The sequence below is a fragment of the Pseudomonas wadenswilerensis genome, assembly GCF_024749185.1.
GTDB lineage: Bacteria > Pseudomonadota > Gammaproteobacteria > Pseudomonadales > Pseudomonadaceae > Aquipseudomonas > Aquipseudomonas wadenswilerensis.
Genome location: NZ_CP087191.1, coordinates 4,012,253 through 4,029,813, shown reverse-complemented (window position 1 = coordinate 4,029,813; position 17,561 = coordinate 4,012,253). Strand labels below are relative to the sequence as shown.

General features: G+C 62.1%; 14 protein-coding genes and 1 pseudogene. 14 read left to right on the top strand and 1 reads right to left on the bottom strand.

Annotation, left to right across the window (positions count from 1 at the left end):
- Nucleotides 1–129 precede the first annotated feature (129 nt).
- The 12 genes and pseudogenes from LOY45_RS18415 (at nucleotide 130) to LOY45_RS18360 (ending at nucleotide 12,015) form a co-directional block, all read left to right on the top strand.
- Entirely contained in the window at nucleotides 130–855 is a 726-nt protein-coding gene (locus LOY45_RS18415; RefSeq protein ID WP_233674057.1) for a helix-turn-helix domain-containing protein, read from the top strand.
- Entirely contained in the window at nucleotides 852–2,486 is a 1,635-nt protein-coding gene (gene sctC, locus LOY45_RS18410; RefSeq protein WP_420832703.1) for a type III secretion system outer membrane ring subunit SctC, read from the top strand. Before LOY45_RS18415 ends, sctC begins: the two co-directional genes overlap by 4 nt.
- Entirely contained in the window at nucleotides 2,483–3,583 is a 1,101-nt protein-coding gene (gene sctW, locus LOY45_RS18405; protein ID WP_258578143.1) for a type III secretion system gatekeeper subunit SctW, read from the top strand. Before sctC ends, sctW begins: the two co-directional genes overlap by 4 nt.
- A gap of 4 nt (nucleotides 3,584–3,587) precedes the next feature.
- Nucleotides 3,588–5,636 carry an EscV/YscV/HrcV family type III secretion system export apparatus protein gene (locus tag LOY45_RS18400; RefSeq protein ID WP_258578142.1) on the top strand — a complete coding sequence of 683 codons (2,049 nt, stop codon included), beginning with the start codon at nucleotides 3,588–3,590 and terminating at the stop codon, nucleotides 5,634–5,636.
- A gap of 8 nt (nucleotides 5,637–5,644) precedes the next feature.
- On the top strand, nucleotides 5,645–6,025 hold the full coding sequence (locus tag LOY45_RS18395) for a type III secretion system chaperone family protein (protein WP_233674055.1): 381 nt from the start codon (nucleotides 5,645–5,647) through the stop codon (nucleotides 6,023–6,025).
- Nucleotides 6,022–7,005, top strand: a pseudogene (locus LOY45_RS18390) (EscN/YscN/HrcN family type III secretion system ATPase); the annotation flags it as partial. The gene LOY45_RS18395 and the pseudogene LOY45_RS18390, both read left to right, overlap by 4 nt.
- A gap of 92 nt (nucleotides 7,006–7,097) precedes the next feature.
- On the top strand, nucleotides 7,098–8,117 hold the full coding sequence (locus LOY45_RS18385; RefSeq protein WP_258578141.1) for an IpaD/SipD/SspD family type III secretion system needle tip protein: 1,020 nt from the start codon (nucleotides 7,098–7,100) through the stop codon (nucleotides 8,115–8,117).
- On the top strand, nucleotides 8,114–8,368 hold the full coding sequence (locus tag LOY45_RS18380; RefSeq protein ID WP_258578140.1) for an acyl carrier protein: 255 nt from the start codon (nucleotides 8,114–8,116) through the stop codon (nucleotides 8,366–8,368). The genes LOY45_RS18385 and LOY45_RS18380 overlap by 4 nt, the downstream gene beginning before the upstream one ends.
- A 148-nt stretch (nucleotides 8,369–8,516) precedes the next feature.
- Entirely contained in the window at nucleotides 8,517–9,287 is a 771-nt protein-coding gene (locus LOY45_RS18375; RefSeq protein WP_233674041.1) for a winged helix-turn-helix domain-containing protein, read from the top strand.
- Between the two features lie 45 nt (nucleotides 9,288–9,332).
- On the top strand, nucleotides 9,333–10,466 hold the full coding sequence (locus LOY45_RS18370) for a PrgH/EprH family type III secretion apparatus protein (RefSeq protein ID WP_258578139.1): 1,134 nt from the start codon (nucleotides 9,333–9,335) through the stop codon (nucleotides 10,464–10,466).
- Between the two features lie 3 nt (nucleotides 10,467–10,469).
- On the top strand, nucleotides 10,470–10,730 hold the full coding sequence (sctF, locus tag LOY45_RS18365) for a type III secretion system needle filament subunit SctF (protein ID WP_115086034.1): 261 nt from the start codon (nucleotides 10,470–10,472) through the stop codon (nucleotides 10,728–10,730).
- Between the two features lie 262 nt (nucleotides 10,731–10,992).
- Entirely contained in the window at nucleotides 10,993–12,015 is a 1,023-nt protein-coding gene (locus LOY45_RS18360) for a quinone-dependent dihydroorotate dehydrogenase (protein WP_134061881.1), read from the top strand.
- A 96-nt stretch (nucleotides 12,016–12,111) separates the two neighbouring features.
- On the opposite strand, the gene rmf is transcribed toward LOY45_RS18360, so the two are convergent.
- Entirely contained in the window at nucleotides 12,112–12,327 is a 216-nt protein-coding gene (gene rmf / locus LOY45_RS18355; protein WP_010223328.1) for a ribosome modulation factor, read from the bottom strand.
- Nucleotides 12,328–12,866: 539 nt separating this feature from the next.
- Between rmf and rlmKL the strand changes: the two genes are divergently transcribed.
- Together rlmKL and LOY45_RS18345 are read left to right on the top strand one after the other, a co-directional pair.
- Nucleotides 12,867–15,065 carry a bifunctional 23S rRNA (guanine(2069)-N(7))-methyltransferase RlmK/23S rRNA (guanine(2445)-N(2))-methyltransferase RlmL gene (rlmKL, locus tag LOY45_RS18350; protein WP_258578138.1) on the top strand — a complete coding sequence of 733 codons (2,199 nt, stop codon included), beginning with the start codon at nucleotides 12,867–12,869 and terminating at the stop codon, nucleotides 15,063–15,065.
- A 102-nt stretch (nucleotides 15,066–15,167) separates the two neighbouring features.
- Entirely contained in the window at nucleotides 15,168–17,561 is a 2,394-nt protein-coding gene (locus tag LOY45_RS18345; protein ID WP_233674036.1) for a sensor domain-containing diguanylate cyclase, read from the top strand.

Genomic DNA, 17,561 nt, shown 5'->3' with positions numbered 1-17,561 from the left:
AGTTCTCCTGTGTGTTGTGCTTCTGGAGCAAGGCCTGTGCCAGGGCCCATCAGCTTTCCATCAGGATTGCCGGGCTGCGCTGGCGCACTGTGGCGAGCTTTCCACCTGTCGATGCCCAAGGAGGCCATGGTGTCTCAGCCGCTCCTGTCACTTGAACTGAACGAGTACCTGGCCGAAGGGGTCTGGCACGTAACGGTTGGCCGTCATCCGCTGCGCTGGCAGCAGGGGGTAACGCAATCGAGCGTGGCGCCAGGTTGGCAGGGGTTGCTGGCGATTACCGCTCACAGTCGGTTCAATGGCCTGCCGGCAGATCTTCGAGTCGTCCGCTGCCAGTCCCTGACCAGGCTGCAGGTGTTCATTGACCAGGGCGAGGTCGCGCAGCACCAGCCCGTGACCAGCTCCGCGGCTGCCTGCTTGCCGTTGGCATTTGATGTGATCCGGGATACCCAGCTGCTTGAGTCCTGGTACATCCAGCAAGCGCTGGCTGCGAGCCTCGGCTTCGAACGCTTTGCCACAGCCTTGCGCAACAGCGAGGAATACTGGTTGGTCCGCTATCTGCTCGAGCAAGGTACTGGCCAGGACAGCCTGCAGATGCTGGCCCGGCGTTATGGCGTGTCGGTGTCGCACTTTCGCCGCTTGTGCCATCAGGCATTGGGCGGGGCGACCAAGCCGGCTCTGCGCGGTTGGAGGGTAGCGCGGGCATTGCTGGAAAGCATCCGTGAAGGGCGCTCGTTGACTGAAGTCGCGCAGAATCAGGGGTACTGTTCGTCCTCGCACTTTTCGCGGGAGGTGCGTGAGCTGCTGGGGGTGGCGCCCAGCCAGTTGGGCGATATCATCGGGACCCTGCGTCCATGACCGGGGTGGCGCGTTTCGACAGCCGTGGGCTGATCTGGTGCTGCACCCTGCTGCTGTGCCTGTTTCACAGCGCCATGGCGCATGCGGACAGCTACCGGGCGCGGGAAGAAAGCCTGCGCAGTTTCTTCGTCGCCCTCTCTGAGCCGCTGGGCAAGCCGATCATCGTCAGCAAGGCGGCTGCCGGCAAGCGTATCTCCGGTGATTTCGCCATGACCTCGGCGCAACAGGTGTTTGATCGCGTGGTGCGGCAGATGGGCCTGATCTGGTACAGCGACGGCCAGGCGATCTACCTGTATGACAGCGCCGAACTCAAGAGCGCGGTGGTCTCGTTGCAGAACACCAGCGTTGACAGCCTGCGCGCCTTCTTGCGTCGCTCCGGCCTGCTTGATGGCCGCTACCCACTGCGTGGCGATGGCCGGCGCACGTTTTATGTCTCGGGGCCGCCGATCTATGTCGAGCTGGTCCAGCGCTCGGCGGCCATGGTTGATCAGGAGCCGTCGCAGATCCTGCTGGGGCGCCAGCAGGTCGGGGTGATTCACCTGCTTAATACCTTTGTGGGGGATCGCCGCTATGAGCTGCGCGATCAGTCTGTCAGCATCCCGGGCATTGCCAGCGTCATCGAAAACCTGCTGCGCGACGAAAAAGCCCGGGTCGATCTGCGAGGCGAGCCCGGCTCAGTCGAGCAGGCGCCGGGCATGCTGACCTCGACGCTGAACGAGCAGTTGATCGAGGACGCCTGGGAGGGCGTGCGCCTGCCCGCGGAGCAAATGGCCGCGGCGAACATTCGTGTGGTCGCCTACCCGGATACCAACAGTTTGCTGGTCAAGGGCTTGCCCGAGCAGGTGCGTTTCATCGAAAACCTGGTCGAGGCGCTGGATACGCCCAAGCGCCATGTCGAGCTGTCGCTGTGGATCATCGATCTGCAGAAAGAGGCGCTGGAGCAGCTGGGTATCGATTGGCAGGGGCAGGTCAACATCGGAACGCAGTTCTCCATCTCGCTCAACGGTGGCTCGGCCACCACCCTCGATGGTCTGTCGTTCATCGCCCGGGTTTCGGCCCTGGCCCGTGGCGACCTGGCCAATGTGGTGGCACGGCCGGTAATCCTGACCCAGGAAAACGTCCCGGCGATCTTCGATAACAACCGCACCTTCTATGCGCCGTTGGTTGGCGAGCGCAGTGTCGATCTGCAGCATGTCACCTATGGCACCCTGGTCAGCGTGCTACCACGCTTTGCCTTGGGCGATGAAATCGAGATGTCGCTGAACATCGAAGATGGTAACGAGGTGGAGTCACGCCGTACTGATACAGTATTGCCGACGGTCGGCCGCACGCGGATCAGCACCGTAGCCCGCGTACCCCAAGGCAAAAGCCTGTTGGTCGGTGGCTTCAGCCGCGATGAAAGCGCCGAGCAGGTCGGCAGGGTTCCAGTGCTCGGCGCCTTGCCCTGGATCGGCCGGTTGTTCAGCTACCGTCTGGAGCGCTCGTCCAACACCGTGCGGGTGTTTCTCATTCAGCCGCGGGAAATTGGCGAGGCCCTGGCCTTCGACCCGCAGAGCCTGAAGCAGGAGCTGTTCGAAGCCGAACAGCACGAGCGCTTGCGCAAGGCCTTCCTGCGCGCGGTGTCGCTGTGATAACCGGTTTACCCCATCTGAGCGGGCGTGCCGCGCAGGCACGGCTGAGCCGGGAGCTGGCGGCCGAGAGCCAGGCGCCGACGGCCGAAACACAGGATGACAGCCAGGATCCGCGTAATAACCTGTTGCAGCATGCAGTGCAAAGCAGTGATGACCTGGCCCAGGTCATGGCGCAGTTTCGCCGCCGCCAGTTCGAGCTCAAAAACGAGTCGGCCAGCGAGTTGTTCGAGCGCGTGCTCGAAGACGACGCCCCGCCCAAGGCGCGCCAACTCCAGGCCCTGGCGGCGGACCTGCAATTGCCTCTGAGGCTGCTGCTGCAGGAAGCGACGCGGCTGTTTGCCGATGACAGTGACCTGGCGCTGATCCTCGGTCTGTTGTTGCGCCAGTCCGACTTGCCAAATGAAACCCGCAAGCGCCTGCTGCAACTGGAGCAGGCATTGCGCGAGCGGGCCTGCCCCAAACGTCTGCAAGCGGGCATCAACACCGCGCTCAAGGCGCGGCTTTATGGGCGCCGCATGGCCGTGCGCGCCGGTGCCCTGCGAGAAAACTACCGGGACTTTCTTGAGTCCGACGGCGAGGCTGCCGATCACTATGAACAGTGGATCGGATTGTATGGGGCCGAGCACCGCCACAGCGTCCTGAGCTTTCTAGAAGAAAGCCTGCTGACTGATATCCAGGGCCAGGACCCCAGTTGCAGCCTGCACGAGTTCGGCCCGCTGCTGATTCTGCTCGGGCAGTTGAAACGGTTACGCTCGGCCGATCGCAGTTTCGTTGGCGCGTTACTCGGGCGCTTCGCGGTCAGCGAGCTGGACTGGCTGGTCCTGCTGCTCGGCGTTCTGCGCTACCCCCATGCACTGGATGAATTACTGCAGCAGGCGCTCGGCCCGTATTTGCTGCAGGTCGATGCGGTTGCCCGCGCCGGCCTCTTGCAGTGCGTGCGCCGGGCCTGCCTGACGTTGCCGGAGCAACTGTTCAGCGAAGAGCATGCCTTGCTGTATCTGGCTGAGCGTTTCGAGCACCTGGCCGACAGCAGTTTCGCTGCTGAAGTGCTGTTGCAGCGTCACCGTCACGGCCTGCCGTCGGCGTTGCGAGGGTGACCCCATGGCAGTGCTGAACCTCTGGCTGGCCAGGCTCGCCGCGCGTCCGGAACTGCTGATTCTGGCGTTGATGGTCATGATCATCGCCATGCTGATCATTCCCCTGCCGACGGTGCTGGTGGACTTTTTGATCGGCCTGAACATCGTCCTGTCCTTGTTGATTTTCATGGGCTCGTTCTATATCGAGCGCATTCTCAGTTACTCGACCTTTCCGGCCCTGTTGCTGCTGACCACTCTGTTTCGCCTGGCCCTGTCGATCAGCACCAGCCGACTGATCCTGACCCAGGCCGATGCTGGCGAGATCATCGCCTCGTTTGGCGAGTTCGTGATTGGCGAGAACCTGGTGGTGGGCTTCGTTATTTTCTCGATCGTCACCATTGTCCAGTTCATCGTGATAACCAAAGGCTCGGAGCGGGTGGCGGAAGTTGCCGCGCGCTTTTCCCTGGATGGCATGCCGGGTAAGCAGATGAGCATTGATGGCGACCTCAAGGCCGGCGCCATCGACGCCGCCCAGGCGCGGGCCAAGCGTAGCGAGCTGGAGCGTGAAAGCCAGCTGTATGGCTCGTTCGATGGTGCCATGAAGTTCATCAAGGGCGACGCCATCGCCGGCATCGTGATTATCTTCGTCAACTTCATTGGTGGCATTGCCATTGGTGTCGGGCAGTTGGGCATGGACCTGTCCACGGCGCTGTCGACCTTCACCCTGCTGACCATCGGTGATGGCCTGGTGGCGCAGATTCCCGCGTTGCTGATTGCCATCGGTGCCGGGTTCATTGTCACCCGCGTCAACGGTGACGAGCAGAACCTGGGGCGCAACATGCTCAGCCAGGTGCTCGGCAACCCCTTCGTGCTTGGCGTCAGTGCCTTGCTGGCGCTGGGCGTCGGTTTGCTGCCGGGTTTTCCGCTGGCGGTGTTCGTGTTCATTGCCATTACCCTGGTCGCTGTGCTCTGGCGCCGGCGCCGCCGGGCGCAGCAGGTTGTGACGGGAGAGGGCGCAAGCCCCCAGCCCGCTGACGACACAGGATCGGCACAGGGGTTGGTTGATATCGACAACCTGAACACCGAAACCCTGCCACTGCTGTTGCTGGTCCCGTCAACCCGGCTGGCCGAATTGCAGCAGGCACGTTTCACCGAGCGCTTGCGCAGCCAGTTCTTCATCGACTACGGCTTGCGTGTTCCGCTGCCGCACCTGCGGGCGGCGCAGACCTTGCCCGAGCACCAGGTCACTATCCTGATCAACGAAGTGCGCGCCGACCAGTTTGACCTGTTCTTCGAGTATCACCGCTTGCTCGATTTCGCTGAGCAGTTGCAGGACTCGGGGATCGAGATCAAGCGCGGGCACGACAGTAATAAAGTCGAAAGCCTGTGGGTCGCCGACAGCCAGAGCCAGGCCATCGCCGCTCTCGGTTATCCGTTGCGGGCCGCCCAGCAGGAGCTCTATCACAGTCTGGCGGTGGTGCTGGTGCGCAATATCCAGGAGTTCTTTGGCGTCCAGGAAACCAAGAACCTGCTCGATGAACTGGAAAAGCAGTACCCCGACCTGCTCAAGGAAGTCTACCGCTACGTCACCGTGCAGAAGATCAGTGAAGTGCTGCAACGGCTGGTTGCAGAGCGCATTTCGGTGCGCAACATGAAGCTGGTGATGGAAACCCTGGCGCACTGGGCCTCGCGCGAGAAGGACACCCTGGCCCTGGTCGAACATGTCCGCGGCGCGCTGGCCCGCTACATCAGCAACAAGTTCGCTCGGCAGGACACGCTCAACGTGCTGTTGCTCGGTGCCGAGTTCGAGGAGGTGGTGCGTTCGGCCGTGCGCCAGACCTCGGCAGGCAATTTCGTCAACCTTGATGCGGCCCAGGTCGAAGAGCTGCTCGATCGCGTCGGTGCGGGCCTGAGCGACCTGTACATCCCGCACAAGGACCTGGTGCTGCTGTGTTCGGTGGATGTCCGGCGCTACATCAAGAAGCTGATTGATGGCCGCTTCAGGGAGCTGGACGTGATGTCCTTCGCTGAAGTCGCCGAGAACATTTCGGTCAATGTGATCAAGACACTCTAGGAGTAGGTATGGCAACTGTTGATATCGCAAACCTGTTGCGCGGCACGCTGCGTCGTAGCGATGGTGGCGACAGCCGTATCGAGCGACTGCTCAACGAACTGCCCGACATCAGTGTCAGCGAGGTGCAAGGGGATATCTGGTTCTCGTCGGTGGCTCTGCCGCTGACCCCGACGTTGCTTGGCCGCCACGCCGAAGCCATTTTGCAGTTGATGATGCGTCCCAATGTCCATGCGCGTAACCAGCAGCTGCAGCTGTTCGGCCAGGGCGACAGCCTGGAGTTGCGCATGCTGCTGGCCGATCAGGCGTACAGCAGTATTCAGGCTTTTGCCCTGGCCCTGGAGGCGTTTTTCGATGTGCTCCTGCAGTTGCGGGCGCTCGTGCTGCGATGAGGCTGATGCAGCTGGCGCGTCACGGCGCGCACCCGCGCCGCTCGCTCGGGCCCTTGCTGGAAGTACCGTTGGCCGGAGTGGCCATCGGCGAGCTGTGCGAGGTCTACCAGCACTGGCGTGATCCCGCGCCGCGAGCCTGGGCGCAGGTGATCGGCTTCAATGCCGAAGTGGCGCTGCTGAGCCTGCTGGGCGAGGCGCAGGGGTTGTCGCGCCAGTCACTGGTAATGGCCACGGGGGCACCGATGCACCTTTACTGTGGCGATGATCTGCTCGGCGCCGTACTGGATGCCCGCGGGCAGGTGGTCGAGCGCCTGGCGCCGGCCCAGGGCCTGCCGGTTTACCACTATGCTCTGGACACCCCACCACCGCACTATAGCCAGCGCCGTCCGGTCAGCCAGCGCCTGGACACGGCGATCCGCGTGATTGACACCCTGCTGACCTGCGGCGTCGGTCAGCGGGTGGGTATTTTTGCGGCGGCCGGTACCGGCAAGACCTCTTTGCTCGACATGCTGGTGGAGCACAGCGAGGCGGACGTGTTCGTCATCGGCCTGATCGGCGAGCGTGGCCGCGAAGTCGCGGAGTTCGTCCAGCGCCTGCGCGGTTCGGCGCGCAGTAGCCGCAGCGTGGTGGTACAGGCCAGCTCCGACAGCGCCGCGGTCGATCGCTGTAACGCGGCCCTGGTGGCCACCAGTGTCGCCGAGTATTTCCGCGACCGCGGCCAGCGTGTGGTGCTGCTGATCGATTCGTTGAGCCGCTATGCCCGCGCCCGTCGCGACCTGGCCCTGGCCGCCGGTGAAGCACCGGCGCGGCGCGGTTATCCGGCCTCGGTGTTCGAAGCCTTGCCGCGCCTGCTGGAGCGCCCGGGGGTGACGGCCAGCGGCAGTATCACGGCGTTCTACACGGTGCTGCTGGAAAGCGACGACGAGCCCGATCCACTGGCCGAGGAAATCCGCTCGATCCTCGATGGGCATATCTACCTGATACCAGCTTGCTCAACAAGCTGATGGACATGGTCCTGCAGTTGTTGCAATCGCGCGCCAATGCGTCGGCCATAAAATAAAATGGGGGCAGCATGAGCATCGCAATTAACAGTACGCCGCACCATCCCCTGAGTAGCGAGCACTCGCACGCGCCTGAAACGCTTGCTTTCGAGGTGCTGCACGCTGCGCCAATGCCCGCGCCTTTGTCAAAAAACGGTGTGCCGGGACGCTTGGCGAGTGTGCAGCTATTGGAACATGCCCATCAGGCGCTGCAGCATCAATTGGCAACGGAACTGAATGCCGCCGAGGAAGTGACCCAACGCATCAGGTTGAGTTTTGTCCAGCAGGAGGTTCATGTGTTTGCCAGTACGGTGGAGTGTTGCACGGCAACGCTTGCCGAGGCTGGCCGTCTGCGAGCGGATCAGCACCTGCAGAAAATGGCCGAGGCTATCAACAAGGACCTTCCTGCGGAGCTGCAAGACACGCCGATGGCGGCAAACGAGTTCTTTGACAAGTTGATTGACCTGATTGGCATCATCAAGGATCAGTACCTGGGCGCTTACACTCATATCCTCGATGCCTATCAGATTTTTTTTGCGGCATTTACCAGCAACGTGACCAGCGAAATGTGGGATTGGGTCGCCGCCGGCAATGAGGGGAAAGATATTTACTTCAGCGGTGACCTGTTCCATGCGGCATTCAATGAATTACAGCGGGAGTTTTCATTGCCCAACAGTGCCGCCATCCTGTTCCCGGCACCGGGCAGGCCTGCGGCCAGTCAGCAAGACGCCATAAAATGGCAGCTGGCCCTGGGCCTGCCGCCCGACACCGTGCAAAGGTCACCCAGCGGCGGCTATGCCGTGGTAATGGACTTGGGGCCGCTCAGAGAGCTCAAGGAGGGAACGCCAAACAGGTTTGTGACCTGGGACCCCGCCAGGTTTCAGGTCTGGCAATCGGGCTTCAACGCACAGGAGGAGCGGATGAAAAACCAGTTGCAGTCCTTGGGGCAGAAGTATTCCAACGCTAACAGCTATCACGACAACTTCAACAGGACCCTGTCGGCACACCTGAGCCAGTTCGCCGACATGCTCAAGCACATGAGTACCTGGTGAGTTCGCCACTGGAGCAGCAGGTCATCGCCGTACTGATGACCTGCCTGGGTGTCGATGCCGGGCAGGTGACGCGCGAGGCCGACCTGGTGCATGACCTGGGCTGTGATTCGCTGAACATCGTCGAGATGGCCGAGGCACTCAATGAGTGCTTCCACCAGCGGCTGGACCCTGAGGCGGTCAGGCACTGGCGCTGTGTTGGTGACGTGATTCGAACGGTTCAGCAGGCATTGCAAGGGTGTTTAGCTGAATAGTCCTACGTCGTCCTACGGATTTGCTTTGGTGCGTCCGTACCCTTATGCCTACATTTTTGCCGGGAAGGAATTCTTATAGTCATTGGCCTGCGAGTAGCCCACGGGGTGCTTGCAGGGCATTCGAACAATAATGACAGGCCCCGCCCCGATGACCGCCTTTTACACCCCTCCCGACACTGTCACCTACGCATTCGAGGGCTGGCGCCTGTGCCCCGATGGTGTGCTGTGGCACGACGAACAGGGCCAGCACCTGCCGCCCAAGGAACGCCAGGTCCTGCGTCTGCTGCTGGCCAATGCCGGTACACTGGTATCCAAGGACAGCTTGCTGGACGCTGTCTGGCCAGGCCTGGATACCGCTGAAGAGTCGCTGACACGCTGCATCTGCGTATTGCGCAAGTTGCTCAAGGACCGTCGCCATTTCATTGTCACCGTTTACGGCCAGGGCTATCGGTTCACTTGCCCGGTGCAACACATGCCCAACGCGCTCGCCGGTTGCCCGGGGTTGCCTACCCTGGCCATCCTGCCGTTGCGCGGCGGGCAGCCACTCGAGTCGCTGGTACTCAACGAAACCATCAAGGGTGTGGTGCGCAACGCCTTGCAGCGGCGCGTCGAACTGTTGTCTCTGTCGGTGGCCAGCCTGTGTGCAACCCCCCTGGAAGCCATCGACCTGATCGAATGCTTGGCACCGGGTTACTACCTGTGTGGTTATTGCGTCGATACCGATGGTTACCACCAACTGGCGGTTGAACTGGTCAGGGGACATGATCACCGGATAGTGGATTGCCGACGGTTCGCCGGGTGCCAGCAACAGGTGCTGGGCCAGTTGCTGGCTTTTCTCGAAGCGAATTTCCCGATACTGGCAGCAGATGCCTGGCAATCATCAGATTCTCATCAGGATCGCAGGCGCCAGCTCTCTTAGGCTTTGCTCTGTTCGTGCTTGGTCACGTTTTTCTAGAGTGCTGGTATGCAAGAGACCTCGATAGATTCCTGTGTCATGCGCGTGTTCAATGGCCCTATGGCCGGTTGCGAGTTCAGCCTGGCAGCCGGCCCAGGCCCGACCCGGGTGATTGTCGGGACGGCTGACGGGCTGGCTGCCGCCACCGGGCAGGCGTTGTTCATACTGCTGGAGACGGGCGGGTGCAGTTTCGAGGTCATGCTCGGCGAGGCGAGGCAATCGGTGCGGGTAAGGCCGTTGCAACCTCCATCAGCGTCATGGCAGCTCTGGCCTTTGCAGCAACAGCAGCAGATCGGTGGATTGCAGGTTGCGTTTCGCTTGAGTTCACAAGAATGGAATGTGCAAGACGCCGCTACGGGGTCGGGCAACGGGAAAAAACGGCTTGGCTCGTTGCGCGTCACCAGCGCTGGGTTTGCGTTGTGCCTGCTAGTGGTTTCGTTGGGCGTCTGGTCGCTGCCGGACCGTACCGTTTCGGCACAGCAGCGCAGTGTCACGGCGCTGGTCAGCGCTCAGGCGCAAGTGTTGCAAGGGCGCGATCAGTTGCTCTACGTGCTGGTCGACTCGCTACGCGAAGCAGCCTGGAATCGTCAGGTCCTGATGCGTCATCAGTTGGGCGGTGTCGCGGTCATCGTGATGGCCCAGGAACAGCAACGGCTGGAGCAGCAACTGCGGGCGTTGGAACCTGGGCTGGCGATCCGGCTGCTCGACCTGAGCGAGCCGCAGCGGCCGTTGCTGGTGCTTGCCGGCACACTGCCGGAGCAACCCCTGAAGAGCCGTCTCGAGCAGCAATTGCTACGGCTTGCTCCCTACGCCGGGCACCTCGAATTTCGGCTGCAGGACGACAGCGCAAGCATCGATCAAGCGCTTGCCGGCCTGCGTCAGCTGGGTGTGCCGTTTCGGCGCAGTGACCAGTCGGGCAGTGTTGCCTTGCGCATCGAGGGCAACTTGCAGGACAGCCAGCTGGAAGCGACCCGGCGCTTCATTCGCCGATTCGAGCAGCAATGGGGCTCGGGCTTTGTGCACTTTTCCATCGTCCTTCAGGACGACCGGCTCAAGGGTCTTTCATACCAGGCGGGCGAGCAGGGGTACATCAAATCCTCGTCTACCTCCTGGCAATTTCATTCCTCCCATACAGGCAGTTGAACCATGCGCAGCATTTCAGATCCGGTCCAGTTTCATGATGATTTTCTCGGGCGTCAGGCAGATGCCTTCGAGCAGGGCGCGCAGGGGTTGAAAGAAGCCCTGGATAAAGCGCTGGAAGACTTGCAGGCCGATGCTTCCGACCCGACATTGCTGGCCGCGTATCAGGCGGCATTCTCTTCCTACACCGTATTTCGCAATGCGCAGACCAATACGGTCAAGGGCTTCAAGGACATCGACATGGCGATCATCCAGGCAGCTCGTTGATCGTCCCGGTGGTTGGTCACTCATTCAGGAGTATTTGCATCAATGGCTATCGATTCCATTGCCGGCCTTGCACCGCGCCAGATTCACGCGCTGCACCAAGGTGCTGACAGTGCTCCGGTGTCCTTGCAGGAGCGCTGCTGGCCACGTATATCCTGACTCCGTTCTATCAAAGCCACGCCCTGCAACCCGGCGAACTCGCCGAAGTGGTGGTCACCCGGCTATAATCGCCAACCCTTCGCCGCCACCCGAGTTCACGCCGCCCATGTATACCCTGGCCCGCCAGTTGCTGTTCAAGCTCTCCCCGGAGACTTCCCATGACCTGTCCCTGGACCTGATCGGCGCCGGTGGCCGCCTGGGCCTCAACGGGCTGCTGACCAAGGCGCCGGCCTCCTTGCCGGTCACTGTCATGGGCCTGAACTTCGCCAACCCGGTCGGACTGGCGGCGGGTCTGGACAAAAACGGCGCGGCCATCGACGGCTTCGCCCAGCTGGGTTTCGGTTTTGTCGAGATCGGTACCGTCACCCCGCGTCCGCAGCCAGGCAACCCCAAGCCGCGCCTGTTCCGCCTGCCGGAAGCCGAGGCGATCATCAACCGCATGGGCTTCAACAACCTGGGTGTCGACAACCTGCTCAACCGTGTGCGTGCAGCCAAATACCGCGGCATCCTCGGCATCAACATCGGCAAGAACTTCGACACCCCGGTCGAGCGCGCGGTAGACGACTACCTGATCTGCCTCGACAAGGTCTACGACCAGGCCAGCTACATCACCGTCAACGTCAGCTCGCCGAACACCCCGGGCCTGCGCAGCCTGCAGTTCGGCGACTCGCTCAAGCAACTGCTCGATGCCCTGGCCGAGCGCCGCTCGCAATTGGTGACCGAACGCGGCAAGCATGTGCCGCTGGCAATCAAGATCGCCCCGGACATGAGCGATGAAGAAACCGTGCTGGTCGCCTCAGCCCTGGTCGAATCGGGCATGGACGCGGTGATCGCCACCAACACCACCCTCGGCCGTGAAGGCGTCGAGGGCCTGCTGCATGGCGACGAGGCCGGTGGCCTGTCGGGTGCGCCGGTGCTGGAAAAGAGCACGCATATCGTCAAGGTGCTGGCCGGCGAGCTGGGCGGCAAGTTGCCGATCATTGCCGCAGGCGGGATTACCGAAGGCAAGCATGCGGCGCAGAAAATTGCCGCCGGTGCCAGCCTGGTACAGATCTACTCGGGGTTCATCTACAAGGGCCCGGCCCTGATCCGCGAGGCGGTGGACGCCATCGCTGCCATGCCGCGCTGAAACCGCAGGCATAAAAAAGGGCCCCCTCAAGGGGCCCCTGGGCCTTAGCCCGCCGCCCGGATGGGGCGCGCATGGTAATCGGATTCAGTTCCTCGTTCAGCCAACGGCGTGAAGTTCGTTGAGTCTATGGATACCCGCAGTGCCGGTCATACCGTCCCAGTTGTCGCCGCGTCCTTCGCGCCAGCCATTGATCCATGCCTGGCGTACAGACGGTAGAGTAAAAGGGCAAAGCTCGCGGGATTTGCCGGTGACCCCATATTGGTAGCCACGTGAAAATGCTCGTTCCAACGGATCACGCTTAAGTCTTCTCATAGGGTGTTGCCCTCACTTGTTGACTGTAATGTCCCGTCGACCTCTAGAAGGTCGGGCAGAATCGTTCTGCCGGTTTGCGCTCGCTGCCGGCGTCGCGAGCGGAAGTGTTGCCCCGTTGCGGTGACAACCTGAGACCAGTTCTAACCAATGCACGACACAGTGTGAATGATCGTTTTGTCATAAGGACGTAACCTTTCATAGGGTCAGAGGATAAGTAAATAAATGCGTCTGATTAGGATCTGACGCAAAGCCCGCTATGATCAGGGTTTGCTCTATAGCGAAGTCATCTGGCCATCGCTATGTGATAATTTGTAACAACGAAGGTAAAACGACGAAGGGTCATTTTCCCCGGTTTTTTGCCTGAATTTTTCATTCTGCCCGGCAATCAAAGACTTTTCAGCCCATGGCAAAAGTCAGATTGGCGGGCGGCCCGGCGCTAAAAGAGCGCCACTCGAACGCTGTGGAAAGGCGTTCGATTAAACATCGGAAGGGCGATGCGCTTGCCTTTCCACTTTATTGCTCAAGGCTCTGGATACCCCATGTCGGACCGTTTCGAACTTTACCTCACCTGTCCCAAAGGCCTTGAAGGCCTGCTTGCCGAAGAAGCCCGCGGCCTCGGCCTGGAAGAAGTGCGCGAGCACACTTCGGCGATTCGCGGCAGCGCCGACATGGAAACCGCCTACCGGCTGTGCCTGTGGTCGCGCCTGGGCAACCGCGTGCTGCTGGTGCTCAAGCGCTTCAACATGAAAAACGCCGACGATCTCTACGACGGCGTCAATGAAGTCGAGTGGCAGGATCACCTGGAAGCCAGCGGTTCGCTGGCAGTTGAGTTCAGCGGCCACGGCTCGGGTATCGACAACACCCATTTCGGCGCCTTGAAGGTCAAGGACGCGATCGTCGACAAACTGCGCACCAGCAGCGGCGAACGCCCGTCGGTGGACAAGCTCAACCCTGACCTGCGCGTGCACCTGCGCCTGGAACGCGGTGAGGCGATCCTGTCTCTGGACCTGTCCGGCCACAGCCTGCACCAGCGCGGTTACCGCCTGCAGCAAGGCGCCGCGCCACTGAAGGAAAACCTCGCGGCGGCGATATTGATCCGTGCCGGCTGGCCACGTATTGCTTCCGAAGGCGGTGCCCTGGCCGACCCGATGTGCGGTGTCGGGACCTTCCTGGTCGAAGCGGCAATGATCGCCGCCGATATCGCACCGAACCTGCGCCGCGAACGTTGGGGTTTCAGCGCCTGGCTCGGCCACGTGCCAGCACTGTGGCGCAAACTCCATGATGAAGCGCTGGCCCGCGCCGAAGCTGGCCTGGCCCGTCCACCGCTGTGGATCCGTGGTTATGAAGCCGACCCGCGCTTGATCCAGCCGGGGCGCAACAACGTTGAGCGCGCAGGCCTGAGCGACTGGGTGAAGATCTACCAGGGCGAAGTCGGCAGCTTCGAGCCGCGCCCGGACCAGAACCAGAAAGGCCTGGTGATCTGCAACCCGCCATACGGCGAGCGCCTGGGCGATGAAGCCAGCCTGTTGTACCTCTACCAGAATCTTGGCGAGCGTCTGCGCCAGGCCTGCCTGAACTGGGAAGCGGCGGTGTTCACTGGCGCGCCGGACCTGGGCAAGCGCATGGGTATCCGTAGCCACAAGCAATACGCTTTCTGGAACGGCGCCTTGCCGTGCAAGCTGCTGCTGATCAAGGTCCAGCCGGACCAGTTTGTTACCGGCGAGCGCCGTCAGCCGGAGCGCAACGGCGAAGCTGCCGAGCAGCGTTCACCCGCAGCCGTGGCCAGCGAGCCGGCTCGTTTGAGCGAAGGCGGGCAGATGTTCGCCAACCGCCTGCAAAAGAACCTCAAGCAATTGGGCAAGTGGGCCAAGCGCGACAACGTCAGCTGTTATCGCCTGTACGATGCCGACATGCCCGAGTACGCCCTGGCCATCGACCTGTATCAGGATTGGGTGCACGTGCAGGAATACGCCGCGCCACGTTCGATCGACCCGGAGAAAGCCCAGGCGCGTCTGTTCGACGCCCTGGCAGCGATTCCGCAAGCCCTGGGCATCGACCAGAGCCGGGTGGTGGTCAAGCGCCGCGAGCGCCAGACCGGTACCCGCCAGTACGAGCGCCAAAGCACCCAGGGCCAGTTCCTGGAGGTGCAGGAGGGCGGCGTCAAACTGTTGGTCAACCTCACTGATTACCTGGACACCGGCCTGTTCCTCGATCACCGTCCGATGCGCTTGCGCATTCAGCGTGAAGCGGCCGGTAAGCGCTTCCTCAACCTGTTCTGCTACACCGCCACCGCCAGTGTGCATGCGGCCAAGGGTGGCGCGCGCAGCACCACCAGCGTCGACCTGTCGAAAACCTACCTGGACTGGGCGCGGCGCAACCTGTCGCTCAACGGTTTCTCGGACAAGAACCGCCTGGAGCAGGGCGATGTCATGGCCTGGTTGCAAGCCTGTCGCGACGAGTACGAGCTGATCTTCATCGACCCGCCGACCTTCTCCAACTCCAAGCGCATGGAAGGGGTGTTCGACGTGCAGCGCGATCATGTCGAGTTGCTCGACCTGGCCGTAGCGCGTCTGGCGCCGGGCGGTGTGCTGTACTTCTCGAACAACTTCCGCAAGTTCCAGCTCGACGAAAACCTGGCTGAACGCTATGCCGTGGAAGAGATCACCGCCCAGACCCTGGACCCGGATTTTGCCCGTAACAGCAAGATTCACCGGGCATGGAAAATTCAGGCGCGCTGATCGGCTGATTGTCGCGGGCGATGATTGCTTCGTTAATGGCTAATGGCTATAACTCAATCAGAGCCTGCGATCCGCTGGACGCTGGCGTTTTGAGTGCTTTCTATGTCGATGCACGCCGCTCGTCCGAAGATGCTCGGCTTTGTCAGCGAAGAGGTTTCCGCCTGGCTGGTGGCCGGGGTGGCGTTTGTGGCCGGCAGCCTGTTGACAGCGCTGCTGGCGCTGGCGACCCATGACCTGTACCGCCAGCAGTTGCGGCAACGTTTCGAACTGCTGGCCAGTGAGCGTTACAGCCGTATCGAAGAACGCTTCGAGGATCAGGTGCAGCGTCTTGATGGCCTGCGCCGTTTTTTCGTGTTCTCCTCCAGCGTTACCCTCGCCGAGTTCAACGGCTATGCCCAGCCCTTGCTGTACCGCACCCAGGCCTATGCCTGGGCGCCGCGGGTGGCTGGCGAGACGCGTGCTGCATTCGAACAAAGTGCGGCGCAGCTCCTGGGCAAACCCTTTGCAATCTACGAACTCGATGACGCCGGCACTTTGCAGGTCGCTACGCAACGGGCGCTCTATTATCCGGTTTTCTACACCCAGGCCCTGAGCCGCCAGGCCCAGCCGTTGGGGCTGGATATGCTGTCCCAGCCGCTGCGTCAGGCTGCCCTCGATCGCGCCCGGCAACCGGGCAGCATGGCCGTCTCGGCGCCCCTTAACCTGACCAATGTCGACCCGGCCTACGCGCGCGGGGTGCTGATGGTTGCACCGGTATTTGCCCCGGGCAACGCTGCAACGTCCCCCGACGGCTATGTATTGGCGGTGATCAGCTTGCAGCAGTTGATGGCCGAAGGTCTGCCCAGCCCGAGCCAGGACAACCTGATGGTGCGCATTCTCGACCTGTCCGGGCAAGGCCAGCATGAAGTGCTGTTCCAGTCCGGCAATGAAGGCGCCGACACTGATCTGGCCGCCAGCCACCTGTTACGCCTGGCCGATCATGACTATCAACTGGATATCCAGCCCAGCCTGGCGTTCATGGACGCCAACCGCTCCTCGGCGGTCAACGCCGTGGTGCTGCTCGGCGGCTTGCTCAGCCTGTTGCTCAGTGCCTTGCTGTTCAGCCTGTTCGGCCAGCGCCAGCGGGCTTTGACCCTGGTCGAGCAGCGTACCGCCGAGTTGCGCGTCAGCGAACAGTCCCTGCGTGATACCCACAGCCAACTGCGCAGCGTGCTGGATGCCGCCACCCAGGTGGCGATCATTGCCACCAGTCTGCGCGGGGTGATCAGTACCTTCAACGCCGGTGCCGAACGCATGCTCGGCTATCACAGTGCTGAGGTCATCGGCCAGCTGTCCCTTGAAGATCTGATATCGCCGCAGGAGCTGCAGACGCGTGCGCGGGCGTTGAGCCAGCGCTACGGCCGTGAGGTCAGTCCGGCTCAGGCGATGTTTGCCGAGACGGTCCAGGAGGGCGAGAGCGAACCGGGCGAGTGGACCCTGTTGCGCAAGGATGGCAGCCACCTGCTGGCCAATATGCTGGTCACCGCGGTGCTCGACGAGCACGGCCTGTGGGTCGGGCACCTGGCCATTTGTATCGACGTGACTGAACGCAAGCGCGTGCACGAGGCGCTGGCGGCCCGTGACCGGCTACTGGAAAAACTCAGCGCCGAGGTGCCTGGCGGCATTTATCAGTTTCGCCTCGATCCCGACGGCAGTTCCTGCTTCAGCTACGCCAGCGAGGGCTTGCGCGACATCTACGAGATAGATCCGCAGCGCCTGCGCGAGGACGCTACGGCGGTGTTCGAGCGCATTCACCCCGACGACCTGGCGCAGTTGCGTGCTTCGATCCGCTATTCCGCCGATCACCTGACGCCCTGGCGTGAAGAGTACCGAGTGCTGCTGCCGGTGGCCGGGATGCGCTGGATACGCGGTGAAGCTACACCGGAGCCGGCCGATCAGGGCGGTACCTTGTGGCATGGCTACCTGACGGATATCTCCGATCTGAAACGCGTCGAGGAGGAGCTGCGGGCACTGTCGGTGACCGACGCGCTGACCGGCATCCACAACCGTCGTTACTTTCAGGAGCGGCTCAAAGCCGAGCTCGAGCGGGCCCAGCGCGACAATCAGGACCTGGCCGTGATCATGCTGGACATCGACCACTTCAAACGGATCAACGACCTCTACGGCCATGCTGTGGGCGATCATGTGTTGCGCAGCCTGTGCCAGCGCATCAATCATCGCCTGCGCCGTACCGACGTGTTCTGCCGTCTGGGCGGCGAGGAGTTCATGGTCTTGTGCCCGGGCAGCAATGCCGGGCAGGCCTACACCCTGGCCATGGAGCTCTGGCAGGGCCTGCGCAGCGTGGCGGTGGACGGTGTCGGTGTGGTCACGGCGAGTTTCGGTGTGGCCGGCTGGCGCCCGGGGGAGGGCGCCGATGCCTTGCTGCTGCGTGCCGACTCGGGGGTTTACGCGGCCAAGCAGGCTGGCCGCGACCGGGTCGAGAGCGAACTGCCCTGA